Raw genomic sequence first — 26,400 nt, forward strand, 5'->3', positions numbered from 1 at the left:
CCTCTAGTCCTTCAACGTGAGGCTGCTCTCACCGTACCGCACCACGGTCGAGGCAGAGTCGCTGGTGACCGAGACGCCCAGGCCGCGCGCGAGGGTCTCCGCCAACGGGGGGCCATTGCGCGGCCGCGTGAACACCGCCAGGTCCGCGCCAGTCAAAGGGTGGTCCGGGCGCCGGAGCCGCTGGTTCAGCATCGCCTGCTCGCGCTCGACGACGCGCAGGCACCGGCGCTCGAGCGCGAACGCGGTGGCGGCGACGCCAGCGAGCTCACCGAGGATGGGCTCCGCCACGACCTTGTCTCCCGGCAGCCCATGCGCGAAGAGCTCGGCCAGCCGCCGCTGGCTCGTGGCCTGCTCGGCGGGGTCCAGCTTCGCCAGCTCGTCCAGCGAGGTGCCCTGGGGCGTGCCGGGGAACGCCTCGCCGATTCGCGCGAACAACCAGCGGCTGAGCTTGATCTCGCGCTGATATGTCTCGGCGAGGGGGAAATCGTCCCGGAGCAACGGGTAGTGCGCGACATCGATGGGCGCCTCCACGAACTCCTGCAGCGCGGTGCGCGGGAGGTGCCCGGCGAACGCCGCCCGGAGCCGTTCGTGGAGCAGCCCCTGGGTCGCGCCGAGGAAGCGGACCACCGATTCGACGCGCTGCCCGAGCAGGCCGTAATCGATCGCGGCGTCGAGCTCGCCGAGGCGCGCCGCGATGTCGGGCTGGGCCTCGATGGGGGCCGGGGCCGCGCCGGTCAACACCTGCAGATATTCGTTGATCAGCGCCGGCGGCCCGGCGCACACGCCGTGCGGACCGTGGAAGACCGCGTGACGCTCGGCATAGTCCTCGATCGTCTGCGCGGTGACGGGCTGCTCGGGGGCTTCGCGCACCAGGTCGTTGGTGACCAGGCGAACTCCGTCAATCAGCCGGAACATGGCCGCGAGCCCGTTGTCGAGCTCTCCGTTCGGCACCGGCTGGGTGCCCCGCACCATCACGTACCCGACCGACGCGAGCGTGCAGACGACCATCATGTGGAGCTCGCCCGCGGTGAGCACGCCCGGGGTCCGGGGCGGCATGCGCGCGAGGAAGGCCTTGCGGAACTGCTCGGTCAGCGAGAGCAGCTCCGGCCACTGACGCGCCATGGCCTTCATGGCGGTCACGTTCATCGGGAGCTCGCTCTGGTACCGGCTCCCCGCGTAGTGGCACTGCTTGCGCACGGTCGGGAGGTCGAGGAACAAGGTGCGCGGGGCGACGTTGTTCTCGCCCACCTGCCGGCCGTCACCGTCGAGCGCTGGATGCGCCACGCGGTAGACCGGCACGACCACCTCGAGGTTCGAGAGCTCGAATGCCCGTCCAAACGCCTGCTCGGTCAGAAAGGGGCAACGATTGTCGTGGGCGCTGAACGTGCGCGGCTCACGCCCGGCGGGCACCTCACCCAACCGCTCCGGGTAGGACACCGCGGTGCGGCCCGTGGGCGCGTCCGAGACCCGCCTCAACACCCGCTGTTCAATCAAGGCTTCGAGCAGGTCCCGGATCTTGTCCCAGGAGTGGGGCGCGCCGTCCGACCACGCCATGGCGTCGGAGGCCTGGAATTGCTCGACCTGGAGCAGCTTCTCGCCCAGGGGCGCGATGTCCGGCTCGTCGAAGATGAGCTCCACCTCGCCATAGAAGAGGTGCAGGACCTGCTGGCCATTGCCTGCGTCGAGCCGGTCGTGCGTGAGCCGCCTTCGATTGGGAATGTAGAGCATCTCATCCGCTTGCAGCTGTGCCATGGCTTCTCACTCCCGAATCAGGGTGACGTCGTGCGACCAGGTACCGCCGAGCGAGCGATAGACCTCGACGCGATGGTTGAGCAGCAGCCGTTGCGCTTGCAGACTCGCGCGCTCGAGCCCGACCAGGTTCGTCAGGGCGGTGAGCACCGTCAGATAGTCCGAGTGCCCCTGCTCGAAGAGCCGCCTCGCCTCGTCCAGGAGCTGCCGCCCGAGCTGGACCTGCGCGCGCAGGCTGCGCAGGCTCGTCGCCTCGTTCTCCTCCTGGACCACGGCATCCTGCACCCGTCCAATCGCGGTGTGCAGCGCGAGCTGGTATTGGACCTGGCGGCGCTGGAGCTGGATGGGCAGGCGCATGTACTCGGTGACCCGCCTTCCATCGAACAGGGCCCAGGTCAGGTTCACCCCGACGACGGACTCGCCCAGGACCGGCTCCTTGAGGCCGTACTTCGAAGCGCCCACGTTGCCCACCAGCTGGATGGTCGGAAGCCAGCTCGCCAGGTTCGCGTTGATGCGGTGCTCGACCTCGGCGACGCGCAGCTCCGCGAGCCGCATCTCGGGCGTGTTCGCGTTCAGGTCATCCGGCGTTCCGAGTTTCGGAGGAGGCGGGAGATCGGGAAGCTGCCGATCGAGTGGAACGACGTCGTCGGCGGGGTTGGGGACCCGGCCCAGCAGCGACTTCAGCTCCGAATTCAAGAGCGCGTTCCGGGTGGCGATCAGCGGCACCTGCGATTCGAGGTTCACCAGCAGCTGCTCCTGCTGCAGCACCACGAGCCGGGGCGTGAGGTGCTGCTCGAACCGCGCTCGAATCAGCCGGAGCAGCTCCTTGTTGTAATCGATCTGCCGCAGCGTGAGGTCCCGGAGCGCGCGGGCCTCGAGGATGTCGAACCAGAGCTGGGTGATCCGCACCGCGAGGTCCTGGACGCGGCCCTCGGTGAGCTGCCGCTGCTGCTCGGCGAAGTTCAATCCCGCGCGCCGCTGCGCCTCGAGGGCTCCAAACAGGTCGACCTGGTAGGCCACGCCGACCCCGACGGTGGCGACGCTGTACTCGGTCCGGGTTGGCGGCGCGGGCGGAACGTTGGCGACGACATGACTCAGCCCCGCCGGGTTCAGGATACCGACCTGGAGCGGGTACCACCAACCTTGCGGCACGGCGGGGTCGAGCTGGTTCTCGTAGATCAGCTCGCGCGCGTCGCGCAGGGCCAGGTTTTCGCCGAAGCACTCCTGGATGGCCGTGTCGAGCGCCGGATCGGCGAACGCCGACCACCAGACCGAGTCCTGGGTGACGGGCTCGGCGGGCTGCGCGGGCACGCCCTCGGGTGCGCTGGACGGTGTGGGCGGCTCGACGGCAATCGCGTAGCTGCTCGGCGCCAGGGGCGGCTCGACGACGACGGGACGGATCAGCTCGCAACCGGAGCAGAGTGTCGCGAGGAGGGCGAGCGAAAATCGAAGTCTCATGGGTGGCTGACGACCACGAGGGCTTTCGCGTGGTTGAGGACGCAGCGCTGCGCGACCCGCATGGTCTCCGGGTCGAGGGAGGCGAAGCTCTCGTCGAGGATGACCAGCTCGACCCCCTGCAGCAGCGTGCGCGCGATGTAGAGCCGGCTCTTCTCGCCGTGCGAGAGCTGCCAGCCGGTCTCGCCGATCATCTCCTCCAGGCCGGCGGGCATCTTGGCGACCAGTTCGTCCAGCCCAAGCTCCTTGCACAGCGCGGCGGCCTTGCTTCGCAGCTCGGGGGAGGTCGGCCACTCGCGCCCGAGCAGGAGATTGTACGCGAAGCTGCCGGACAGGACGTGGTTCTCGTGGAACTGCGGCGCGGCGGTGATGCGCTTGCGCCAGCCCGAGGAGCCGAACGTCGCGCGGTCCAGCCCGTGCAGCAGCATCACACCGCCCTGCGGCGTCCTCAGGCCCGTCACCAGCGACACCAGCGTCGACTTGCCACCGCCCGAAGGGCCCTCCAGCAGGATGCGGTCGCCCTGCGCGATCTGGAACGAGCAGTTCTCGAGCACCGGCCGGGTGCGCGCGTCGTGCCGGAAGGTCACGCCCCGCGCCTCGATGAGGGTCCCGCCAGCGGCGTCGGTGGTCTTGCCTCCCTCCATCTCGAGCGGGACCTTCGATTCGAGCTCGGGGCGGCCCACCGCGAGCAACAAGTCGCGGATCTGCTCGAACGACACCGCCGCCTGGGAGACCTGCTGGAAGTAGACGGCGACCTCGTCGAAGGCGCGCAGCGCGAGCAGGATGCCGCCCACGGACACCGCCAGCGCGCTGGGATTGGCCGTACCGCTGCTGAACGCCGGCAGCAAGGTCAGCAGGCCGAGCACCAACCAGCCGTCGCGCAGGAGCGCGGTCAGCTGCATGGTCCGGCGATCCATGACCTTCGAGATCTCGGAGTAGGAACTCAAGCGGAGGTCTTCGCCATCATGCCAGCGCTCCAGTGGAAGCTGCGCCAGCCGCGTTCGATGGCCGAGCATGCGCTCGAGCAGGTCGTGGGTGATCTCGACGCGCGCGCCCGACCACGCCCGCTGGACGCCGTAGTGGCGGCGCGCGAGGACGAACGCGACCACCACCCACAGGACGAGCACCATCGCCTGGGGCCACCCTCCCGCCCCGAGCACGAGGATGACGCCCGCCAGGACCAGGTCGACGAGCGACAACACCGCGAGCAGGGCGCCGCCGACCGCGAGCTGCTCGACGACCTCGGCCTCGGCGACGCGGCCGAAATGGCGGCCGATGCCGTCGAGCCGCACCTCGTCGGGGGTCAGCTTGAGGGTTCCCGCGAGGAGCTGCTGCTTCAGCAGCGTTCCGAGCCGGATGGAGAACACGCCCTGCCACCACACCTCGAGCATGCGCAGCGGAATCGCGCACGCGATCACTGCGATCCACCCCAGGAACCAGCCGGTCTCGAGGTGGGCCTGGAGCGCGGCGCGACCGAGCAGCCAGAACGAGCCCGCCAGCACCAGCGACAGGAGCGTATGGCTCACGAGGATGCCGGCGGCGAGCGACGGGATGTCGCCGAGCAGCGTCCGCCGGCTCGCGGTGCGCCGGGGGCGCATGATCCACCCGGTGCGCAGCTGCGCCTGGCCAAGCCGCTGCAGCAGCATCCGTGAGCGGGCGCGCTCACGCGCACGGGGCGACATCTCCACGCCGCCGAGCAGCTGGTCCACCTCGGCGACGGTGGCTTCCTGCTCTTCGCGCAGCAGCGCGAGCGCGCTCTTCGTCTGGACCGAAACCACCGTGGCGTCGCGCGCGAGCAGCCGCAGCTTCCCGCGCCGCGTCCCCAGCAGCACCAGGTAGGACGGGACGCCGTCTCGCCGGACCTGGAGGATGCAGGGCGCGGCGCGTTCGAGGACGTCGGGCAGCTCGTGGTAGAGCGGCGTGATCGGCTCGAGCTCCACGCCGAGTCGATCTCCGAGCGCGAACATCCATACCCGGCTCGGCTCGACGGCCGCCGCGGGCGGAGCGATCTCTCCCGCGGCCCTGCCATAGCCCTGCCGCTGCGCCAGCTGCTCCAGCGCGTCGGGCAGCCGCTCGACCGGCCACAACAGGTCGGAGTGCGAGCGCGTCATCCCGCCAGCTCCAGCTCGTCCGCGGCGGGCTCCGCGACCGGCGTCTCCACCGGCTTCGGCGCCGGCCGCTCCACCAGCTGGCCGTCCGAAAGCCACCAATGGCGCCAGCGCCCACCGCCCCAGAGCAGCGTGCGGTTCTCCTGGTCGGCGCGAAGGAGCACGGAGTACCGCGACTCCTTGTTCGCGAGCAGCTCCTTCGGCGGTCCGTTCTCGAGGATCCGGCCGTTCTCCACCACGAGCACGCGATCGAACCCCTGGGTGTGCTCGACGTCGTGGGTGACACAGAGGAGCGTGATGTCCGCCCAGAGCCGCCGGGACTCGGCGAGGAGCCGCGCGCGCCGGTCGCGATCGAGACCGCGGAAGGGCTCGTCGAGGATGGCCAGGCGCACGTTGGAGCGAAGCATCGCGCGCGCCAGGCGAACGCGCTGACCCTGTCCGCCCGAGACCAGCCCTCCGCCCTCGCCCAACGACGTCTGCAGCCCGTCTGGAAGCGCCTCGAGGATGTCGAGCATCTCGGCGCCCTTGAGCGCCCCCGTCAGTGACCAGCCGTGCGCGCCGTCGTTGCCATACCGGAGGTTGTCGATGAGGCTCTGGTTCCAGAGGCTGATCGCCGGATCCACCCAGGCCGTGGTGCGCCGCAGCCGCTCGACAGCGGCCTGATCGAGCACCTGCCCGTCGATCTTGATCTGGCCGCGCGCAGGCCGGAGCCAGCCGAGCAGCAGGCCGACCAGCGTCGACTTGCCTGCTCCGGAGACACCGACCACGGCCACGTGCTCGCCGGGGGCGATGTTCAAGGAGACCTTGTCGAGGATGGTGTGACCGCCGCCCTTCACGCGGACCTTCTCCATCACGATCGAAACGCCGCTCGCGGCGGCCGCAGGCGCGACAGGCTCCTGCACCGGCGCCTCGGGCCGGGCCGGCTGCTCCTTGATGTCACCGATGACGTCGAGGAGCCGGCGGACCCGGTTCATCGCATTCGGGAACGCGCGGCTCAGCACCATCAGCCGCTGGCCGAGGATGGGGAACCGCAGCGCCCAATAGACGACCAACAACACCAGCGAAGCCCGGTTGGTGCCCGCGAGGTACGAATAGACGAGCAGCATGACGAGGCCATAGCTCGCCAGCATCAGCCCGCCTTCGAAGCCGACCGACAGCGTCTGGAGCCAATAGCGCGCCTTGGTCCAGCTGACGAGCAAGGTCTCCTGCGCGCGGCGCAGCGACCGCTCGGCGCCGTGGATCCGGATCGGCGTGAGCCCGACGAGCGCGTTCAGGGTGAAGCCGCTGAGCGCGCCTGAGTGCATCTGCACGCGCAGGTCGGGCTCGAAGAGCAGCTTCTGCGCGACCAGGGGCACGAGCAGCGTGACCGCCGCGAGCGCGAGCACGATGTGCCATGCGTGCGGTGCGGCCCAGATGAGCGCGGCGGTGATGCTCGCGACCTCGAGCGACAGCACCAGGGCCTGCGCGAGCAGGGGCGGCAGCGACCGCATCGCCTGGATGTTGTGTGTGCGAGACGCCATGTCGGAGGCGAGCCGGCTCTGGAAGTAGCGGTCCTCCATCTCGGGGAGCTTCTCGAAATACGCCTTCCGCAGCCGCACCTCGAGCCGGCGGCCAATGCCGAGCAGTCCCAATGAGATGGGGATCTGGATGAGCATGAAGCAGAGCGCGACGCCCGCGAGCACGGCCATGCCCGTCGCACGCTGCGCGAACGTGCCCAGGTCGCGCCCCAGGTCGAGCACGCCACGGAGCATCAACGCCTGCAGGATCCGCCCGAAGGTGGCGAACACCAGTCCCACCGCGATCAGGCCCGGAACGACCCACGAATCCTCGCCTCGCAGGCGGAGCAGCGTTCGCGCCGGGCTCACCTGCCTGGCAACAAGCTCCGTCGCCAGGTCGCTCGCGAGCACGGCTCTCGGCGCGTCTTCGCCCGCGCCCGAAGCCTCGCGCCAACCGCGAACCCGCATCAGCACCGCGCCGGTCATCGACAGCTCGCCGTCCACCTCGGGGTTGGGGCGGACGGACCAATAGGAAGCGGGGATGGGCACTTCGCCGGACGCGTCCTTCGCCATCATGGATTGCAGCAGACCCGCCGCCGTCCGGCCTCTCCGGACGGCGCCCGCGCGGATCATCGCTTCGGACGCCCGGCACGCGGCGTCGAGCCGGGCGATGGGCAGATACCCGGGGTCCTCGAGCGCCCGGGTCACCAGCTCCCGCGCCTGCGTCGCCCCCAGGGTCAGCAGGCGGCGCTCGAACGTCGCGACCGCCTCCTCGGACCCGGCCCATTCGCGCCAGCCGTCCGCCGGAACGGACGTGGTGTGCTGGTACAGGTGGCTCAGCAGCGTCGAAATCCGGGTCCAGTGCCGGCCCGCCGCCGGGTCCATGACCTGGATGAACGGGCCCACGCGATTCCACAGCACCACGAAGTGCGGCCGTCCTCCCGCGCTGAGGGTGACGATGATGGCGGGAAGCGCCTTGGCTTCGGGGACCACCACGTGATCGAGCGGAAGCATCACCTGCTCGGAGTCGAGCCCGAGCTGGTTCGCGACTTCATCCAGGGTGACGATGGAGGTGCCATCGACGTCCGTCTGACACACCTCGCGAAGGACTCGATAGTTGAGCTCGGCGCCCATCCCCGCGAACAGGCTCTTGAGCGAAGCGGGGCCGCAGTCCGTCGCCGAGATCTGGATCACCTCGGGAATGATCGAGCGCCGGCGCCTGGGAGGAGTCATGGTCAGCGGGCCTCGGCCTCGGGCTGAAACACGGTCGTGGGCGGTTCCTCAGGCTGCGGATTCCATTCGCCGACCGCCCGCATCAGCAGCGCGACAGGCGACGCCCGCGCGACCTCGACCTCCACCACCAGGGTCATGCCGTGGCGCAGCTGGATGCGCGGATCGTCCGGTGGCGCGAACTTGAGCTCGACGCGCACCGTCCCGGGGATGGCCTCGGGCGTGGCGGTCTGGCCGGGCTCGGTCCCGACAGCCGTCACCCTGGCGGGGACCGTCCCGTAGATGGTCATCGGGTAGCCGTCGAGCTTGAGGCGCGCCGTTTGACCGGGCTGGATCAACCCGACGACCTCCTTCGGGAAACGGGCGCGCACCCGCACCTCGGCATCGCTCGCGACGATGGTGCCGACCCGCTGCCCGTCGGCGATGAACGCTCCCGAGCCGAGCTCCGCCACGTCGACCAGGTGGCCCGTGGCCGGCGCCCGGTACAGCTTCCGCTCGATCTGGTACTCGAGGCGGTCGATGGTGCCCTGGAGCTCCCGGATCCGCCCCTCGGCGCCCAGCGCCTCGCGCTCGAGCTCCAGCAGCTGCGCGGCGAGGGCTTGACGGCGCACGTCCTGCTCTCGCCGCAGTCGGGCGATCGCCAGGCCCTGCGCCGTCTGCGCGAAGCGGAGCGCGTCGACATCGGTCGTGCGCTCCAGCTTCTCCATCTCCGAGACCGCGCCCGTCGGGCTGTTGAGGGCCAGCTGCGCGCGTTCCACCGCGAGCCGGTGCCTGGGCGCGAGCTCCTGTTCCCTCCCCAGCGCCTCCTTGACCGCGACCTCGTCTACCTTTGCAGTCAAAGCCGCCTCTTGCTGCTTGTTGGTGATCTGCTGGCGGATGATGGCGAGCTCCTTCTCGGTCGCGGCGAGCGTCGCCCTGCTCCGCTCGAGTTCGAGGCGCTCGGCCCGTGCGTCGAACTCGATGAGCAGGTCGCCTTCCTTGACCTCCTGATCGAGTTTGAGCAGCGAGTGCACGACCCGGCCCGCGCTGGGCGGCTCGATGCGATGGACGGCATTGTGAGGCTCGATGCGGGCCTGTGAGCTGGCCTTGACGAGCGGGACCTGGGCGAACAGCGACCAGGCGATGAGCCCACCGGCACACACCACCATCAGAGCGACGAACACGAGGCGCGTGTCCGACTCGTAGTTCAGGGAACGAAGCGTCCGCTCGAAGGGATATGCCATGGTCCGTGAACCAAGGTCGCCTTTATGGTCGCGCCGTGTCAACACCTCGGCCCCTGCTTTGTGATTCACGCCCCTGTCTGAGTACGGCAGCTCGATGCGACGCGGGGCTCCATTCGCATCGCCGCAATGCGTTGCATTTTTATTGCTGCCCCGATTTGACATCCAGCTTCCACTACACTTACCGTTTCAATTCGAAAGGAGGCACGACATGAAGATCAAGATCCACGTTCGCGGCGGCCCGAAGGCTCGTTAGTCGTCGGGTGTTTTGATTCAAGCTGTTGAAGCTGGTCGTTCCTCGTTTCAGCTGAACAGAGGGGGGTTGATGGGATCTCCCATCAACCCCTCCTCTCATTTCTGGCACAGTGTTGCTCTTGCATCGTGCCATCCGGAGTGGGGCGTTACCGCAACCTTGCAAGTCGGGAGGGTTCACCCGCTGTATTGTTCCTGCTCCGCCGTGCCGCGCCAGCATTGATGAGTAAATTGGCCTGCTTGAAATGACTTGGCACCCTCCCCCGACCTGCTGAGTCAGCCACTCTCGGCCAGTCATCACGGTTTCAATGTTTCAATGACAGCAGCTCGCCTCCATCCAGGGGCTGCACGTCACCTTCACCGACGCCAACAAGGACGGACTCGCCGGCGCGCTGCTCGACAGCCCGGGCAGCGGACGTCATCCGCGGCGGGAAGGAGGCCTCCATGGGCGAGTTCGTCCCGAAGGCCCATGGCGAAGAGACTGCAATCTTCCGCAGCCAGGCCATCAGCCCGGTGATGCACCGCCAGTTGATGCGCGGAGACTTGCGCGGCCGAGCGCATGCGGCACTTCAGCGTGCCGACGCTGGAGCGCTGGCGCTACCGCCTCCTTGCAGGCCCACCGAGCAAGGACGCGGGCGGCGCCAAGGCGCTCGATGAGCTCGGCAAGCAGCTCGCACGCGACGTGCGGCGCGAGGACCCGAGCGCGACCGCGGAGCTGATTCTCGCGACGCTCGTGCGCCAGGACCGCGTGCGCGAGGACGCGGTGAGCGCCGCCACCGTGCGGCGGCTGCTCGACAAGCGCGGGCTGGGCTGCGTCTCGCTGCGCGGCAGGGACTGAGCGTCGACGCTGGGAGGCCGCGTACCCCGGCGCGCTGTGGCACGGCGACGGCTGCCATGGCCCGGTGCTCACCGGCGGCGCGAAGTCGACGCCACTGCGTATCCACGCGCTGCTCGACGATGGGAGCCGCTACGTCCTCCACGCCGACTGAGGGCACACAGGAGGCGGAGGAAAAAGAAAAGCCCAGCAACCCCTGAGGATTGCTGGGCTCTTGGTGGCGAGGAGTACGGGACTTGAACCCGTGGCCTCCGGCGTGACAGGCCGGCGTTCTAACCAACTGAACTAACTCCCCACAAAATCGGGGGCGCCCGTCTACCGCTGATCACGGGACAAGTACAGCAAGAAGCGCCGCGCTGCGTCTGATGCGCGGCGGGCTCCCAGGTGGAAACACCCCGGGTGACAATCAGAGCACGTCGTCCTCCACCAGCGTGGCGAAGATGCCCAGGCCCAGGAAGGCCACGCCCAGCACGATGTAGAGCACCGCCAGCACAAGCCACGGTCGTCCGCGCGACGTGCCTACTCCCCGCTGTTCCTGACGGTGGGGGCCCGCAGGGGTTCGATGAAGCCCGAGTAGGCCATCCGGTTCGGTGAGCAGCGCCCGGGGTTGCTCACCTTGTCCGGCGTGGCGTTGCCCGTCATGGCGGCGCTGACCTCCTGGGGCGCGGAGGTGGGATGGGCCTCCAGGAAGAGCGCGACGATGCCGGTGACATGCGGGGTGGCCATGGACGTGCCGCTCAGCGTCTTGGCCGCCGTGTCATCGCTGGCCCAGGCCGACAGGATGCCCTCGCCGGGCGCGAAGACGTCCACGCAGTCGCCGTGGTTGGAGAAGGACGCCCGCCGGTCCACGCTGTTGGTGGCCCCCACGGTGATGGCCTCGGCGGTGCGCGCGGGAGAGCGCTTGCACGCGTCCTGGTTCTCGTTGCCCGCCGCCAACACATACGTCACGCCCAACGCGATGGAGCGGCGCACGGCATCGTCGAGCGCCGCGTCCTCCCCGCCCCCCAGGCTCATGTTGGCCACCGCCGGGGACTGGTGGTGCTCGGCCACCCAGTCCACGCCCGCCACCACGCCCGCCGTCGTCCCCGCGCCCTCGCAGTTCAGCACGCGCACGGCATGCAGCGACGCACTCTTGGCAATGCCATACATGTTTCCGCCCACCGTGGCGGACACGTGGGTGCCATGGCCGTTGCAGTCCACGCCGTCGCGGCCGTCGCCGACGGCATCGAAGGCGATGTCCGCCCGCCCGGCGAACTCCTGGTGCGTGGGACGCAGGCCCGTGTCCAGGACATACACGTGCACGCCCCGGCCCTGCGTCTTGTACAGGTACAGCTGGTCGAGCGGCAGGTCGCGCTGGTCGACGCGGTCAATCCCCCACGTCGCGCCGGACTGGCTCTCGTCCAGCGTCACCACGCCATTCTGTTGCACGTACTCCACCTCGGGCGCGGAGGACATGGCGCGGGCCTGGTTCGCGTTCATGCGCGCGGCGAAGCCTCGCAGCGCGTGCGCGTACACGTGGAAGGCCTTGCCACCGAAGCGCCCGGTCAGGCTCCGCGCGACGGCCTCCGGCGCCAGCGCCGCGTCCCCTCCCTGCGGCTCCTTGAGCACGACGACGTACTCCCCGGGGACCGGCTTCGCGACCTTGAGGAACTTCTCGCGCATGGGCGTCTGTGCGGACGCGGTGCCACGGCAGGGGGTGTCATCTGGCGGTGGGATGGGATTGCCCGTGCTCTGGCACGCCGGCAGCAGGAACAGCACGCAGGCGGACGCGACCGTCCGCGACAGGAGCTTCAGCGACATGGGGTCCCCCGGGGGTGGCACAACCAGCTTCAGTCAGTGGAGTAACGCCTTCTGACGCAAACTGGTTGATGCCCCGCGGGGCCGCGAAACGTCCACCCCACGCCATCGCTGATGGCCTACTGGATCGTGTACCCCAGCGCCGCCAGTTGCGGCAGGGTGCCGATGTAATAGTCCCGCGATACGGCCCGCACGGAGCCCGCCGGGATGTTCGCGGAGGGCAGGGTCGTCCACGCATGGAAATTGATGTTGCCGCACGTCAGGTCGTTCGGGTTCGTGCAGTAGGTCTCCTCCTCCATGTTCAGGCTGATGTCTTCATCCACCCGGATGGCGATGCCCACGTCGACCCCAAAGATGGTCCAGACGAGCACCGCGTAGTCAACCTTTTCCATGTTGCAGTGGGAGCCCTTCTCCTGGTTGCAATCGGCTCCGAGGATGCTGAAGCGGTTCACCGGGCGGATGGGGCCGTGAATCGTGCCTTCTTTGCTCAGGTAGATGCGCAGGTCCCCCATGGCGGCCACATCCTTCTTCAGGTAGAGCGCCTGCTCCCCTCGCCACAGCGGCCATGACTGGTTCATCCGCGCCCGGAAGGAATAGGCATTATTCCAGCGCACCACCGAGCCCGCCGCCGTGTTCACGAGGGTGCCCGTGATGTTCGACTGTCCGTCATCGAAGACATACCCCGTGCCGAAGCAGGGACTGAAGGGCGTATAGGGCGTACCTGGTTCCGCATGGATGTGGTCCGCCACGAGCGGATTCCAATCCAATGCATTGATGGTACTGCCAGAGAAGGCATAGAGGTTCGTGTAACCCCACTGCCCTCCCAGGGAGTTACCTGCCGCCTGGTTGAAGACGATCTTGCCCACTCCATTGGGCCAGTCCTGGATGATGTAGCTGGTCTGCCAGCCCGCTCCCGCCGCGCTCCGGTCCTCCACCACGTTCACGTATTGGGTCGGATACTGGTTGTTGACCAGTTCCAGCTTCACGCCCACGCCGCCAATGCTATCGCTCAGGCCCACCACCGACGTGACCTGGCTGGCGATGAGGCCCACATTCACCGTCGCGGGCGGTGCCCAGGCCCAGTCAGTGGGCGGCAGACAGTTCAACTGCGTTTGCAGGGACTGGACCTCCGGCACCACGGTCTTGGGAGGTGCCTCGGAAGGCCCCGGACCACAAGCGGCGAGAGGCGATATGACTGACAGTGCGGCAAGCAGGAAGGTGCGCATCCCCGCACCCTATCCACAAACCCAATTCCTTTCCCTCTCGCGATGAGCACGCCCCTCCTCACCCTGCTGGCCCTCCTGGGCTTCGCCGCGAACTCGCTGCTGTGCCGTGCGGCCCTCTCAGGGGGGGCGGCGCGAAGCATCGACGCGGGTTCGTTCACGCTGGTGCGGCTTGCGTCCGGAGCGCTGGTACTCGCGCTGCTGCTGCGGCTCCGGCGGGGCGGCCGTGGGGCGACAGGGCATGGCAGCTGGGCCTCGGCGCTCGCGCTCTTCGTCTATGCGGCCGGCTTCAGCTTCGCGTACGTGCGCATTGGCGCGGGCGTGGGCGCCCTGCTGCTCTTCGGCTGCGTGCAGCTCACCATGCTCGCGGCGGGGCTCGCGCGCGGTGAGCGGCCGCGCGCGCTCGAGTGGGCGGGGCTCGCCGTGGCACTCGCCGGGCTCGCGGGGCTCACGCTTCCTGGAGCGAGCGCGCCGGATGCGCTCGGCGCGGGGCTCATGGCCGCCGCGGGTGTGGCGTGGGGCGTCTACAGCCTGCGGGGGCGTGGGAGCACGGACCCTCTCGCGGCGACGGCCGGCAACTTCGTGCGCAGCGTACCGCTGGCCCTGGGACTCGTGATGCTCGCATTCGCACCACACCTGTCACCGAAGGGGCTGCTCCTCGCGGTCACGTCGGGCGCGCTCGCCTCGGGCGTGGGGTACAGCCTCTGGTACGCGGCGCTGCCCCACTTGAGCAGCGCTCGTGCAGCGGTGGTGCAACTGTGCGTCCCGGTCATCGCGGCAGTGGGCGCGGTGCTGCTGCTCGGAGAGCCCCTCACGCAGCGGCTGCTCCTGGGTGGCACCGCGCTGCTCGCGGGCGTCCTGCTGAGCCTGCGCGCGAAGCAGCGGCCCATGACGGCGAAACCCTGACGGGCGCGCCATTCGAGCACCCAGGGAAGTTGAAGCCAGAGCCAACTTCTCCCCTGCCATTGAATTGGCATTCCGCCAGGGAAAGCCAGATGCAGTTCAAAACGCAAGCATCTCTTGCAGCACATGGACATCCGTCTATCTTTGCCCGCGGTCTGGGGCGGGCGCGATGCGCCCCTTCCAGCCATCACCACACAACGACAAAGGTGGACGTATGTCTCGATTTGGAATGCTTCTGGTGGGTGCCCTCGTCCTCGGTCTGACCGCGTGCGGAGGCCCCGAGCAGGCGGAGGACAGCGCCGAGCCCAAGATGGCGTCGGCGCAGCAGGAACTGACCCAGTACTGTGGTCTGAATTGCCCGAGCGGCCAGCACCCGACGACCTACCTGTGCAGCAGCTCGTGTGGCGACTTCTGCACCAACATCAACAACGCGGTCCAGTGCAACCCCAACACGGGCTCGTCCTTCACCTCGTGCGGTACGACCTGCCCGTCGCCGTACCGGGTCACCAGCACCTACGGCTCCTACCTCTGCAGCAAGACCATTCCGTACCTGAGCGGCAACAACACCGTCACCTGCAGTCTGTGACCGGCTGAAAAGCACGGTGGGCTGGCGGCTCGCGAGCGCCGCCAGCCCGTCGTCATGGCCCCCCCATCTCAATGGATGGCGGCTCGGGCTCCAGCAGGTGCGGGGGCTCCGACTGCCCTTCGTCCCGGAGCCTCAGCGCGCGGTCGATGCGCGCGGCGGCGCTGAGGAGGCCAAGGTGGCTGAAGGCCTGTGGGAAGTTTCCCAGCTGCTCGCGCGTCAGCGGGTGGATCTCCTCCGCCAGCAACCCCAGATGGTTCGACGCCTCCGCGTGCGCGACGAAGACGTCCTCGGCCTCCTGGATGCGATTGGCCAGCGCCAGCGCCTCCGCCAGCCAGAAGCCGCAGAGGATGAAGCCTCCCTCCGGCCCCCCGACGCCGTCATCCATCCGGTACCGGCGCAGGAACGGGCCCGTGCCCAGCTCCGCGCGCAGCCAGTCGAGCGTCCTCAGGATGAACGGATCCGTCCCCCGGAAGCAGCCCACGATGGGCAGCAGCAGCAGCGCTGCGTCCGGCTCGTTCCCTCCGTAGGCTCCGACGAAGTGCTTGCGCGATGGATCCACACCGTTGCGCAGGATGTCCGCCCGGATGACGTCCGCCAGGGCGGCACTGGACTGCTCCAGCGCCGTCTCCCCGAAGAGCCGTGCCAGGTGCTGCCCCCGGCGCAGGGCCAGCCACCCCATCAGCTTCGAGTGGACGTTGTGCCGCATCTCCCGGCGCGGCTCCCAGATGCCATGGTCGGGCTCGTTCCAGCGGCGGGCGGTGGCCTGGATGACCGAACGGAGCAGCCTCCAGGTGCGCAGCGGCAGCCGCCCACCGGAGCGCTCGTAGAGGTACGCCGCGTCGAGCAGCGCGCCAGCGGTGTCGAACTGGAACTGGTCCTTCGCGTCGTTCCCCAGCCGCACCGGCCGCGAGCCCTGGAAGCCAGCCAGGTGCTCCAGCTCCCGCTCCGGCGGCACGGCGGCGCCGTCCAGCGTGTACATCACCTGAAGCGGGCCACCGCGCTGCAACGTGTCGCGCACGAAGTAGAAGAACTCGCGCGACTCGTGCTGGAAGCCCAGGAGGTTGGTGGCGCGCACCGCCATCGCGGAGTCGCGGACCCAGCTGAAGCGGTAGTCCCAGTTGCGAGGCCCGCCAATCCACTCGGGGAGCGAGGTGGTGGGCGCGGCCACCATCGCGCCCGTAGGGCCGTACATCAGCAGCTTCAGCGCCAGCGCGGAGCGCAGCACGTGGTGCCGCCACGGCCCTTCGTAGTGGAGCTGTTGCGCCCACTCGCGCCAGGCCTGACGCGTATCCCGCAGGTGGTCGAAGGGCCGGTACGCGGCGAGCGGCTCCGGCCGGTCGGAGTCCCACGAGAGAATCATCCAGCGCCGCTCGCCCGGCCCCATCCGGATGCGCGTCTGGAGGCCGCTGTCTTCCCGGCAGGGATGGCCGCTCAGCGCCTCGCAGGGCCGCCACTCCGCCTCCCCGCTGAGCACGGCGACCAGCCGCTCCCCTCCCGACCCGCGAGCGACAAGGCCGTGCTCCTCCCGCTCCACCCGCGTCCGCGACGCCCCGTAACCGAAGCGCGGGTCGAAGACGATGTTCAGCTCCACCGGGCCTTCCAGGCACTCGATGCGCCGGTGCACCTCGTGGACGGTGGAGCGCGGGTCGTTGGTCCACGGCATGTAGTCGATGATGCGGATGGCCCCCTTGCGCTCGAAGCGGAACAGCGTCTCCAGGACATTGGTGTCCGGGTCGTAGCGCTGCAGGCTCTCGAAGGGCCACACGACGGGGGTGATGCCGGTGATGCCGCCCTTCTCGTCATCGAGGATGCCCGCGAAGACGCTCGGGCTGTCGAAGCGGGGGAAGCAGAGCCAGTCGATGACGCCGTCCGGCCGGACGAGCGCACAGGAGCACCCATCGCCAATCACCCCGCGTCCCGCGAGGGAGACCTCGCGGTAGGACGCCGGGTTGGTGAACCGGAAGGGGCGGGCCATCCGCCTGGCGGCGCTGTAGAGGTCCATGAGCAGGCTCCCTGCCCTCAAAGTAGCGACCCCCGCGATGGCCGCACCCGGCGGCCCACCCACGCAGGGGGCCCCCTCGCCGCCCCCTCCGTCTTCCGGGTCCGCGTGCGAATCCACGCGGCGTCAGTCGCGACGCCTGCCTGACGTCTTGAAGGCTTACACGGCGGCCGTGGCCCCTCCATGCGCTCTTCGGCTAGGGTGCCCCCCGTCCCGGGAGCCCATGAGATGTCTTTGAAAACACGTTCACTGTCTGCCTTTCTCGTTTCCTGCTGTCTGTTCATGGGCTTGGGGTGCGACTCCACTCCGGATGAGCCGGCGCCCCTGCCGGACGCTGGAACGAGCGTGGATGCGGGAAGCGATGCGGGTCCGGATGCCGGTGTGGACGACTGCACGCCCGAAGGGCCCCCGCCGCCGGGGGTTCCGGAAGGCCACACGTTCCTGTGCCCATCCTCGACGCGCGTTCAAACCGTGGCGTGGACGGATCCCCAGGTCACGCTCCGCTTCGCCTTCCCGGGCAGGGCCGGGCGGCACTACGACTTCCTCATCGAGGAGTACCGGCAGCGGATCGTCATGACGTTGAAGGACCCGTCCGGAGCCGTCCTCGAACACCGGGAAGGCGCCTTCGGCAATTCGCCGCTGACCTCGCACTGGTCGGGGTTCACCGTGGAGGGCTTCTACACGCTGGAGGTCTCGGCGGCGCCGTTCGAGCTCACCCGGGACCTGGTCTTCCGCTTCGTGGATCAAGGGCCGGACGCGCACGGTGACCTGCTCACCACGGCAGCCCCCTGGGCCCCCTCGGAGCAGCCCCTGATGGGACAGGGAGAGCACGAGGGCGAGCGCGACGTGTTCTCGTTCTCCACCGTGGCGGGCCACGTCTATTCGTTGGGCTGTGACTTCTCGCACCCGGGCTGGTGGCTGTCCTTCTTTGATCCGGTCCTGAACTACGCCGTCAGCGAGGTGAACAACACGAACGTCATGGAGCTGCAGGCCTCCACGGCCTTCAAGGCCCCGGGGGAGCGGTCCTTCGCCATGGTCCGGGCCAACAACTCACTGGTGGCCCCATCCCCTTCCGCCTACCAGTGCCGGCTGAAGGACGAAGGCGCGGAGGACCACGGTGAGCGCATGGAGACGGCGACCGCGCTCCCCGAGGGGACGGCGTCCGTCGAGGGACGGCTCGACTACCGTGGCGACTTCGACGCCTTCGCGCTGAGCGTCCAGCCCGGACACCACTACCGCGCGACCTGCGTCCCCGGCGCCACGCCGCCTGACTGCCGGGTCCTCGCGGCGCCGCCGGGCGGCGAGTTCGACGGGTTCAACGACATCGTCCTGGCCTTCAAGGCGGCAGGAACCTCCCACTACGTGGGGGTGCGGGGGGACGGGGTCCTGCGGGCGCGGTGGACGTCCGCCCCCTACACGCTCCGGTTCGAGGACCTGGGCCTGGACGACCACGGCGACACGCGGGAGACCGCGACGCCGCTGACCGGGCCGTCGCAGACCGTCACCGTGCACATCTCCGAGTTCATCGACGAGGACTACCTCTCCTTCCAGGCCGTCGCCGGGGGCCGCTATCGCCTCAGCGGCGACTGGAGGGACACGTCGACCGGGGCGCAGCTGTTCTCAACGCTCTACGATGAGCAGGGGCGCTCCATCCGGACACCGGGGCAGCACGTCGGCTCGCGCTGGGTGAAGGAGTTCACCCTGCCCACGGCGGGGACCTACTACTTCGCGATGAGCGTCTCCCTGCAGGAGAGCTTCATCGACCACACGGTCCTCTTCGAGGTCCTGGACCCCTGACATGCCCATCCCAGGAACCCCTGTCATGAACGTGAAACAGCAATGGCGGTCTGTCTTCCTCCTGTCCGCCGGGCTCGTCCTCGGTGCGGGATGTGATTCCACGCCGGAGCCTCCGCCGCTCGTGCTCGACGCCGGTGCGGACGCGGGGACGGATGCGGGCGTGGACGCCGGCCCGGACGCGGGGAGCTTCGCCTGCGCGGACGATGGGCCGGTCGGGGACGCGGGCGTTCCGGATGGCGCCACGCTGCTGACGCCCTCGGATGAAGTGCACACCCTCACCTGGCCACCCGGAGGGGGCGTGCCGCTGCACTTCGCCTTCGTCGCCCAGGGATGCCGGCACTACGACCTCACGGTGGAGCCGGGGAGCCTGGGGTACTCGGTGGTCCTGCGGGATGCGGCGGGCACGAGGCTCGACGCCGCCGACCAGTACAGCGATGACACCAGCTTTCCCCCCAGCCCGCTGCACTGGTCCGGGTTGAAGCACGGCGCCGTGCACACGTTCTATCTGCTCCCGCTCACCAGCCAGCCTCGCGTGCCGTTCCAGTTCCGCCTGGTGGACCGCGGGCCGGACGACCACGGGGACCTGTTCCTCCGGGCGACGCCCTGGACGCCGTCGGAGAAGCCCTTCACGGGCTACACCGAGCACTGGCGCGAGCGGGACCTGCTGTCGTTCGAGACCACCGTGGACCACGTCTACGCGCTCGGCTGCTCCTTCCCGGACCCGTCCTGGGAGCTGCGGATCCTCGACAGCCAGCAGAGGGCCCAGGGCCGCGCGTTTGACCCCAACGACCGGGAGACCGAAGGCGAGGCCCGCATCAAGTCCCTGGGAGGCACCTACGTTGCCTCCATCCAGGGCAACTCCTTCGATGATCCGTCCCGCCCCTACACCTGCGTGCTGAACGACCTGGGGCCGGACGACCACGGGGACACCCCGGAAGCGGCCACCCCGGTGCCGGCGGGCACCGCGTCCGTGCAGGGGAAGGTCCAAGCGCCCGGAGACCGCGACGTCTTCGCCCTGTCCGTCCAGCCCGGGCACCACTACCAGGTGTCCTTCACCCTGACGGGGCAGAGCCAGGGCTCGCTCCAGGACGCGGCGCCGGGGGGCCTGTTCGGCACCCACCCCGCCTCCGCGGGCCTCCCCACCTCGACGTCCTTCAAGGCGTCCCAGGCGACGCACTTCGTGCGGATGACGGGCGCGCCCGCGCTCAACGCGAAGTACGTGACGGGGAACTACACGCTCCAGGTGGAAGACCAGGGCCTGGACGACCACGGGGACACCCTGGACACGGCGACGGCCTTCCCGGACGGTCCCCAGACGCTGTCCTTCCGGATCGCCAACGCCATCGACCACGACGTCTACACCTTCCAGGCCATCGCCGGACGGCGCTACCAGCTCGACTGCCCCTGGAAGGTGTCGGGCGCGAAGCACCGGCCGTATGTGCGCTTCCTCGACGCGACAGGGGCTCTCCAGGCGTCCTCCCTGGAGGAGCGGGACGACGTGCGCTGGCAGGCCGTCTTCACCGCGCCCCAGAGCGCCACCTACGCGCTCGAGTTCTGGGCGGACTTCACGTCGCCAGGGACGGTGCTGGGCGACATGGCCTGTCGCTTCGAGACCCTGGCCCCCTGAGGCACACCCCGCACCGTCAGGGTGCCCGCCGCAGGGGCAGCTCCACCACGAACGTGGCACCAGCACCGAGCGCGCTCTCCACGGTGATGGTGCCACCATGGGCGCGGACCGTCTCGCGCGCGAGATAGAGCCCCAGGCCCAGCCCGCCGTAGTTGTACGCGGGCGCGGCCTGCTCGAACCGCTCGAAGATGCGCGCCTGGTCCGCGCGGTCCACCCCGGCTCCCCGGTCCTTCACCTCGAGGCGCGCGAAGTCTCCCGTCACTCGCGCACGCACCGTGATGGGGTGGCCCGCGCCGAACTTCATGGCGTTGAGGAGCAGGCTGGTGACGAGCCGCCCCAGGCGGGCGCGGTCCCATTGCCCCACCACCGCCTCCTCGAAGTCGAGCTCCACGGAACAACCCGTGGCCTTCAGCCGCTCGGCCAGGGCGTCCACCTGCTCCCGCACCAGGGTGGACAGGTCGAACGCGTCCAGCTCCAACGCCAGCGCTCCCTCCTTGAGCCGGGACACCTCGAGCATGTCGTCGGCCAGATAGGCGAGCCTGCTGACCTGACGCTCGAAGGCCCCGAGCAGGGTCACGAGCCGGCCCCCGGTGGGCGCATCCGGCGCCTGCGTGCCCGTCACCTTCCGGATCGACTGCACCTGGAGCCTCATCGCGGTGATGGGGGTCTTGAGCTCGTGGGAGGCGATCGCCAGGAAGTCGTCGCGCACGCGGACCGCCTCCTGGGCCGCCTGGTAGAGGCGGGCGTTCTCCAGGGAGATGGCGGCCTGCGCGGCCAGCACCTCCAGGGTGAGGATCCGCTCGGACGTGAACGCCCCCGGCAGCTGGTTGTTCTCCAGGTAGAGCATGCCGGCGAGGTCCGCCTTCCGGACGAGCGGAATGCACAGCACCGAGTGCACGCGCAGCGAGGCGAAGTACGGATCCGGGGAGAAGGGGCTCGGATGGGAGGCATCGTCCAGCAGGACCGGCTGCCGCATCCGCTGCACGTGCGCCAGGAGCGAGCCCGGAAGCTCGGCACCGGGCGCGACGGGCTCACCGAGGACGGCGACCTGGATGCCCGACTCCGTCAGCTGCGCCGTCACCCGCACGAAGGGATGCCCCCCTTCGAACGTCATCAGGCATCCCCGCTCCGCGCCCGCCTGCTCCAACGCGCTCCGCAAGAGCTGCTCCAGCAGCCGCGGCAGGACGATCTCCTGGGAGAGGATCTGTGACGCATGCACCATCGCGCGCGCATCCAGCTGCGCGGGCTCCGCGTACAGGTGATGCGGCAGCGCACGCGACAGACGCTCCTTCATGCGCGGGTACAGCTGCTCCAGCTGGCGCAGCTTGGCCTCGGCGCCCCACTCCCGGTACGCGCGCCAGGCCTCCTCGAGGTAGGCGTCCGCGGCGGTGCTCAGGCCTCGGGAACGGTAGAAGCGCGCGGCCAGCTCGGCCGCCAGCGCCGCGTACTGGACGAGGCCGCTCTCACGCGCGGCCCGGAGCGCCTGCTCGTAGTGCTCCTCGGCCTCCCCGGTGCGTCCGTGCCGCCGCGCCACCTCCGCCGACACCAGGGCATTGAAGGCGAGGAAGTTGGCGGGACAGAACGCCGCCAGGTTCCCGAGGAAGGCGCGATGGCCTTCGAACTCCTCGCTCCACTGCGCCTGCTCCTCCGCCGGTGCCTCCTCCCCGTGGGCCGCCAGGGTCAGGGCGACCAGGAAGACGGCATGGGCCTCACCGTACTGGCCCCGCTGGGCGACGATGAGGCCGGAGAGCTGCCGCGACTCGGCGAGCGCGGCGGCGCGGTTGCCCAGGACGAGGTGGAGTTCCAGGCGGCGGAGGCGGAACCAGAAGCTGGCGAACGGCGGCTGACGGCTCACCCGCTCCGCGAAGGCCGGCTCCTCGAGCGTCTCGTGGGGGAGCGCCGGAGGGCGGCCGCGCAGCGCCTGGGTGAGGCGCTGGACGACCTCGACACAGAGGAGCAGCGGCTCGTTCCCGATGCCGCGATTGAAGTCGGCGGCCGTCCGCGCCGCGCGGTCGACCTCCTCGAGCCGTTCGCCCGCGGCCAGCGCCAGCATGCAGCGGTGGGTGAGCCCCAGGCAGACGAAGACCACGTCTCCCGCCCGCCTCCCCGCGCGCAGGGCCCGCTCGACATAGGTGTAGAGGGAGCGCGGCGGCTCGACCCAGGAGAGGAGCGCGACGCCCACGACCAGGGACACCTTCGCCTCATCCGCGACGAAGCCGTGCCGCTCCACCAGCGCGAGCGCCACGCGGGCGATGCTGGCCGCCCTGGCGTACTGCTTGTGGGTGATGACCAGCTCGAAGCCGTAGGCGGTGAGCCCCATCGTGGAGGCGGAGGTCAGTCCATGCTGGAGCGTGAGGCTCACCATCTGGCACGCCACCAGGTGGTGCAGCCGCGGGTTGCTGAAGTAGGCCGTCGGCAGGAAGGAGGCCAGCACGCTCATGGCGGCCTCCATGTCCGGATCCCGCATGGGCGACAGGCTGAGCAGCGCCTCGATGGCGTGCTCTCCAAGGAGCTGCGCCACGGTGCGGTCCGCTTCCTCCAGTTGCTCCAGCGTGGGCTGGGGGCTCAGCGCGATGCCGTACTGACGGAGGCAGGCACTGGCGCTGTCGATGGCGGAGCCCAGGTCGCCCCGGGTGGTGTGAAGGTCGATCCGCGCCCGGTAGACGCTGGCGCGCTCGGTGGGGGTCCGCGCATGGTCCAGCAGGACGGTCAGGAGGCGCGCCGCCGTGTCCAGGTTGCCTGCGGACAGCTCGCTCTCCGCCTCTTCCTGGTGAAGGCCCTGGGCCAGCTCATGATCCACGGCCCAGGGTTCGGGAGCGAGCAGCGCCTGGCCCGCGTGGAGGTAGCGGATCGCCGCGGCATGGGCGGAGGCGGTCCTGGCCCGCCTGGCGGCGAGCAGGTTGAGCCGGGCGATCGCGATGCGCTCCTCCCGCGCGTCAATCAGCTCGATGCCCTGGTCGAGCTGGGTCACCAGGGTGAACACGCGCTCGGGAAGCAGCCGCGGTGAGGTGTGCGCGAGCAGCCGGCGGCCGATGCGCAGGTGCGTGGCGGCGCGCACGTCGGGTTCGAGGAGCGCGTAGGCGGCCTGCTGCACGCGGTCGTGCGAGAAGCGATAGGTCCCTTCGAGGTGCGGGAGCAGCAATCCCTCGCGCACCGCCACGTCCAGCGCGACGCGCAGGGCGTCCTCCTCGAAGCCACCCGCCGCGATGAGCGATGGGAGCTCGACGGTCGCGCCCAGGCAGGCCGCGAGCGTGAGCGCTTCCTGCGTGAGGGCGGGGAGGCGCCGCAGCTTGCCGAGCATCAGCTCGATGACGCCTTCGCCCAGCTCCAGCGCGCGGATGCGGTGGGCGCTCCACCGCCAGGCGCTCCGTCCCCGGTCGAAGGTGAGCAGGCTGTCGCGCTGAAGCGCGGAGAGCAGCTGGAGGGTGAAGAAGGGGTTGCCGTGGGTCTTCTCACAGACCAGCGCCGCCAGCGGAGCGAGGGGGCCTGGATCCGCGCCGAGCGTGTCGCCGATGAGCCGCGTGCAGTCCTCGCGCGACAGCGGGAGCAAGGTGAGCTCCGTCACCCGCGTCTGGCCCTTCTGGAGCGCGTCCAGGGCGAGCACCAGCGGATCGGACGGCCCCCTGTCGCGGTCGCGGGAGGCCCCGAGGATGAGGAGGGGGTGGGGAGCGGGGTGGGACGCGAGGTGCTGGAGCAGCCGCAGGCTGGCCTCGTCGGCCCACTGGAGGTCGTCGAGGAAGAGCGTCACCGGGTGCTCCTCGGTGAGCGCCTCCAAGAGCTGCCGGAACACCTGGAGGAAGCGGCTCTGGGTGTCGGCGGGAGCCAGCGGCGCGACCTCTGGCAGCCGCCCGGTCACCTGGAGCAGTTCGGGGATGAGGCCGGCGATCAGCTGCCCGCTCGCGCCGAGCGCCTCATCCAGGCGCTCCCGCCACCGGGCCTTCTGGGATGCGTCCTCCGCGGCGAGCCGCAGGAAGAGGGGCTGGAACGCGCGGACGAACGCGGCGTAGGGAGCCTCCTGCCGCTGGTCGAACTTGCCCGTCAGGAAGAGTCCGCCCTGGTCGAGGACCGTGGACCGGAGCTGGTTCACCAGGGAGGACTTGCCAACGCCCCCCTCCCCCATCACCAGGACCAGCTCCGGGAGCTTCGTGGCCACCACGCGCTCGAAGGCGGCGCGCAGCTGCTCGAGCTCGGCTTCCCGAAGCGGGAGCAACTGCGGGGTTCGCGGCTGTCCCAGCGCGTCGCTGGCGCCGAGGGCGAACGGCTCGATCCGCTGGTTCAGGGTCCACTGCTGGCGGCAGTTCAGCAGATCCACGAGCAGCCCCTGCGCTGTCGGGTAGCGGTCCTCGGGCGCCTTCGCCAGCAGGCGCATCACCAGGTCCGACACCACGGCCGGGAGGTGGGGCTGAAGCTCCACGAGCGGCCGGGGCATGCGGGCGAGGTGGCTGTGGATCCATCCGAGCGGGTCCTCGGCCTGGAAGGGCAGTTGGCCCGTGAACACCTGGTACAGGACGACGCCCGCCGAGTAGAGGTCCGTGCGTGCGTCGACGGGACGGTCCATGCGGCCTGTCTGCTCGGGCGACAGGTAGGGACCGCGCGCGGCGAGGGAGAGGTCGATCAGCTGGACGTGACCCGTCTCCGGCTCGACGACCAGGTTCTCCGGGCAGACGTCCTTGTGGATGACACCGCGGGCGTGGAGGCCGGTGAGCGCTTCTGCGATGCCGACAGCCAGGTTGAGGGCGCGGCCGAACTCCATGGGAGTTCCAAGCAGTTCGTCGAGGAACCGGCCTCCACCATCCTCGGACACCAGGGCGAAGCGATCGCCGGAGGTCTCCAGGGACAGCGTGCGCACCACGGCCGGAGAGCCGGGCTCACGCCCGAAGTCGAATGCGTGGCGGAGCTCCGCGAGCTCCCTGGGAGAGGGCTGCTGGGAGCGCAGCAGCGTGACGATCACCCGGCGGCCATCGGCGGACGTGCCCCGGTAGACGACGGCGCGCTCCCCCTGTCGCACAATTGTGTCCAGGGTGTAACCGGGCACCACGTCCATCTTCTCGTCCATCCTCACCTTCGCAGTATCGCGGTGTTGGAGGTGGGCTGCAGGGACGAATGCGGGGCACCCGCAGGTGCGCGACACTTCAGAGGAACGACGGTTGCTCAGGGTGCAGGGGGCCGGCGTCGCAGGGCCTCCGCTCAACGCAAAGCTTCACAGCGACATCACGTTTTACAGACAAAGCTTGACCATGACTTTCGTATGCGATTGCATCCACGCCTCACCATCGAAAAGGAGATTCACATGCTTCGTGGGTTCGCGATGTTCGCCTTTGTCTCCATCTTCGGAATGGGCTGTGGCGGCGCTGAAGTGATGGACGAAGCCCAGATGGGTCAGTCTTCCGCTGAGCTCATCAACAGCTGTGAGACGCTCCAGACCCGCCGCTGTACTCCGGGAGCGGAGACGGGCTGCCAGTGGGCCAATGGCACCTTTGGCGAGTGCTTCTGCCAGGAGATCCCCGCCAACAAGTGGGTCTGCCTGAGCAACTGAAGTTCCTGAGGCAGCCGCTCACTGGCGGATCAGCTCATGGGCCGGCTTCCCGTCCGGTCCAACCCCATCCAGCCGCACGAAATCGACCGAGAAGGGCCAGGACGTCTTCACGAAGACGTGCTCCAGCCGGGCGACGGTGTTGCCCACCCGGGTCCACGCCTGGACCTGGCATCTACCGTCGACCCGCGCGCTGGTGATGTCGACGGGACGCGAGGGGAAGGCCCGCAGGCTCACCCGCACCCGCCACCCCTCCTCGGTGGATTCGACCTGCTGCGAGTCCTCCAGCCCATACACGGGCTGCTCGACTCCCAGCAGGTCCTCCGTCTCCGAAGGCCCGCGCTCCAACATGAGCCAGTACACCTGCACGGGACGCGGCCCCACGGGGCGGCAGGCCTCGTCCATGCGCAGGGCATAGTGGACCTGGTTCCGGTTCTCGCTGCGGGTCAGGAAGAAGGCGGACTGCCGCGATGGCGGGGGCGCCCCGGCCGCGGAGGCCAGGGTCGCGACGGCCGTCAGCACCACGGCCGTGAAATGGCTCAGCCCGGATCCAGGAAGCATGGGGGTCCCCCTTCTCGGGATGACGAAAT

General features: G+C 69.5%; 16 protein-coding genes and 1 tRNA gene. 6 read left to right on the forward strand and 11 right to left on the reverse strand.

Annotation, left to right across the window (positions count from 1 at the left end; translation table 11 throughout):
• Positions 1 to 3: 3 nt before the first annotated feature.
• Genes D7X96_RS07640 through D7X96_RS07660 form a run of 5 tightly spaced genes read right to left on the reverse strand, consistent with a single transcriptional unit; the run spans position 4 to position 9,261 of the window.
• Positions 4 to 1,752 carry a hypothetical protein gene (locus D7X96_RS07640; protein WP_121769359.1) on the reverse strand — a complete coding sequence of 583 codons (1,749 nt, stop codon included), beginning with the start codon at positions 1,750 to 1,752 and terminating at the stop codon, positions 4 to 6.
• 6 nt (positions 1,753 to 1,758) lie between these two features.
• A complete protein-coding gene (locus D7X96_RS07645; RefSeq protein WP_121769360.1) occupies positions 1,759 to 3,207 on the reverse strand; it encodes a TolC family protein in 1,449 nt (482 codons plus the stop codon).
• Entirely contained in the window at positions 3,204 to 5,315 is a 2,112-nt protein-coding gene (locus D7X96_RS07650; RefSeq protein WP_121769361.1) for an ATP-binding cassette domain-containing protein, read from the reverse strand. Before D7X96_RS07650 ends, D7X96_RS07645 begins: the two co-directional genes overlap by 4 nt.
• Positions 5,312 to 8,041: an ATP-binding cassette domain-containing protein gene (locus tag D7X96_RS07655; RefSeq protein ID WP_121769362.1), complete on the reverse strand. Its 2,730-nt coding sequence runs from the start codon at positions 8,039 to 8,041 to the stop codon at positions 5,312 to 5,314. The genes D7X96_RS07650 and D7X96_RS07655 overlap by 4 nt, the downstream gene beginning before the upstream one ends.
• A gap of 2 nt (positions 8,042 to 8,043) precedes the next feature.
• A complete protein-coding gene (locus D7X96_RS07660; RefSeq protein WP_121769363.1) occupies positions 8,044 to 9,261 on the reverse strand; it encodes an HlyD family secretion protein in 1,218 nt (405 codons plus the stop codon).
• Between the two features lie 808 nt (positions 9,262 to 10,069).
• Here D7X96_RS07660 and D7X96_RS40395 point away from each other — a divergent pair.
• Positions 10,070 to 10,348 (forward strand): hypothetical protein, encoded by a 279-nt coding sequence (locus D7X96_RS40395; protein WP_208647281.1) that lies wholly within the window; start codon positions 10,070 to 10,072, stop codon positions 10,346 to 10,348.
• A 215-nt stretch (positions 10,349 to 10,563) separates the two neighbouring features.
• On the opposite strand, the gene D7X96_RS07670 is transcribed toward D7X96_RS40395, so the two are convergent.
• From D7X96_RS07670 to D7X96_RS07680, 3 genes are all read right to left on the reverse strand, one after another.
• Positions 10,564 to 10,640 (reverse strand) — tRNA-Asp (locus tag D7X96_RS07670).
• Between the two features lie 224 nt (positions 10,641 to 10,864).
• Positions 10,865 to 12,145, reverse strand: a complete 1,281-nt coding sequence (locus D7X96_RS07675; protein ID WP_120550239.1) for a S8 family peptidase — start codon at positions 12,143 to 12,145, stop codon at positions 10,865 to 10,867.
• Positions 12,146 to 12,261: 116 nt separating this feature from the next.
• On the reverse strand, positions 12,262 to 13,368 hold the full coding sequence (locus D7X96_RS07680) for a hypothetical protein (RefSeq protein WP_147442836.1): 1,107 nt from the start codon (positions 13,366 to 13,368) through the stop codon (positions 12,262 to 12,264).
• A 42-nt stretch (positions 13,369 to 13,410) separates the two neighbouring features.
• Here D7X96_RS07680 and D7X96_RS07685 point away from each other — a divergent pair, with 42 nt between their 5' ends.
• Together D7X96_RS07685 and D7X96_RS07690 are read left to right on the forward strand one after the other, a co-directional pair.
• Positions 13,411 to 14,271 (forward strand): DMT family transporter, encoded by an 861-nt coding sequence (locus D7X96_RS07685; protein ID WP_120550237.1) that lies wholly within the window; start codon positions 13,411 to 13,413, stop codon positions 14,269 to 14,271.
• A gap of 235 nt (positions 14,272 to 14,506) precedes the next feature.
• Positions 14,507 to 14,854 carry a hypothetical protein gene (locus D7X96_RS07690; RefSeq protein WP_121723144.1) on the forward strand — a complete coding sequence of 116 codons (348 nt, stop codon included), beginning with the start codon at positions 14,507 to 14,509 and terminating at the stop codon, positions 14,852 to 14,854.
• Between the two features lie 52 nt (positions 14,855 to 14,906).
• Here D7X96_RS07690 and D7X96_RS07695 read toward each other — a convergent pair whose 3' ends face one another.
• Positions 14,907 to 16,856 (reverse strand): glycoside hydrolase family 15 protein, encoded by a 1,950-nt coding sequence (locus tag D7X96_RS07695; RefSeq protein WP_121769364.1) that lies wholly within the window; start codon positions 16,854 to 16,856, stop codon positions 14,907 to 14,909.
• Positions 16,857 to 17,324: 468 nt separating this feature from the next.
• Here D7X96_RS07695 and D7X96_RS07700 point away from each other — a divergent pair, with 468 nt between their 5' ends.
• Positions 17,325 to 18,650 (forward strand): PPC domain-containing protein, encoded by a 1,326-nt coding sequence (locus D7X96_RS07700; protein ID WP_158616255.1) that lies wholly within the window; start codon positions 17,325 to 17,327, stop codon positions 18,648 to 18,650.
• A gap of 25 nt (positions 18,651 to 18,675) precedes the next feature.
• A complete protein-coding gene (locus D7X96_RS40810; protein ID WP_244219488.1) occupies positions 18,676 to 20,277 on the forward strand; it encodes a hypothetical protein in 1,602 nt (533 codons plus the stop codon).
• A 16-nt stretch (positions 20,278 to 20,293) separates the two neighbouring features.
• On the opposite strand, the gene D7X96_RS07710 is transcribed toward D7X96_RS40810, so the two are convergent.
• The gene (locus tag D7X96_RS07710; protein WP_121769366.1) at positions 20,294 to 25,333 is read right to left on the reverse strand and encodes a GAF domain-containing sensor histidine kinase; all 5,040 of its coding nucleotides are present in this window, start codon (positions 25,331 to 25,333) and stop codon (positions 20,294 to 20,296) included.
• 234 nt (positions 25,334 to 25,567) lie between these two features.
• Between D7X96_RS07710 and D7X96_RS07715 the strand changes: the two genes are divergently transcribed.
• Positions 25,568 to 25,813, forward strand: coding sequence for a hypothetical protein (locus D7X96_RS07715; RefSeq protein WP_120549594.1), 246 nt, complete (start codon positions 25,568 to 25,570; stop codon positions 25,811 to 25,813).
• Between the two features lie 18 nt (positions 25,814 to 25,831).
• Here D7X96_RS07715 and D7X96_RS07720 read toward each other — a convergent pair whose 3' ends face one another.
• The gene (locus D7X96_RS07720) at positions 25,832 to 26,371 is read right to left on the reverse strand and encodes a DUF4833 domain-containing protein (protein ID WP_121725375.1); all 540 of its coding nucleotides are present in this window, start codon (positions 26,369 to 26,371) and stop codon (positions 25,832 to 25,834) included.
• Positions 26,372 to 26,400: the final 29 nt, after the last annotated feature.

The sequence above is a fragment of the Corallococcus interemptor genome, from assembly GCF_003668875.1.
GTDB classification, from domain to species: Bacteria; Myxococcota; Myxococcia; order Myxococcales; family Myxococcaceae; genus Corallococcus; species Corallococcus interemptor.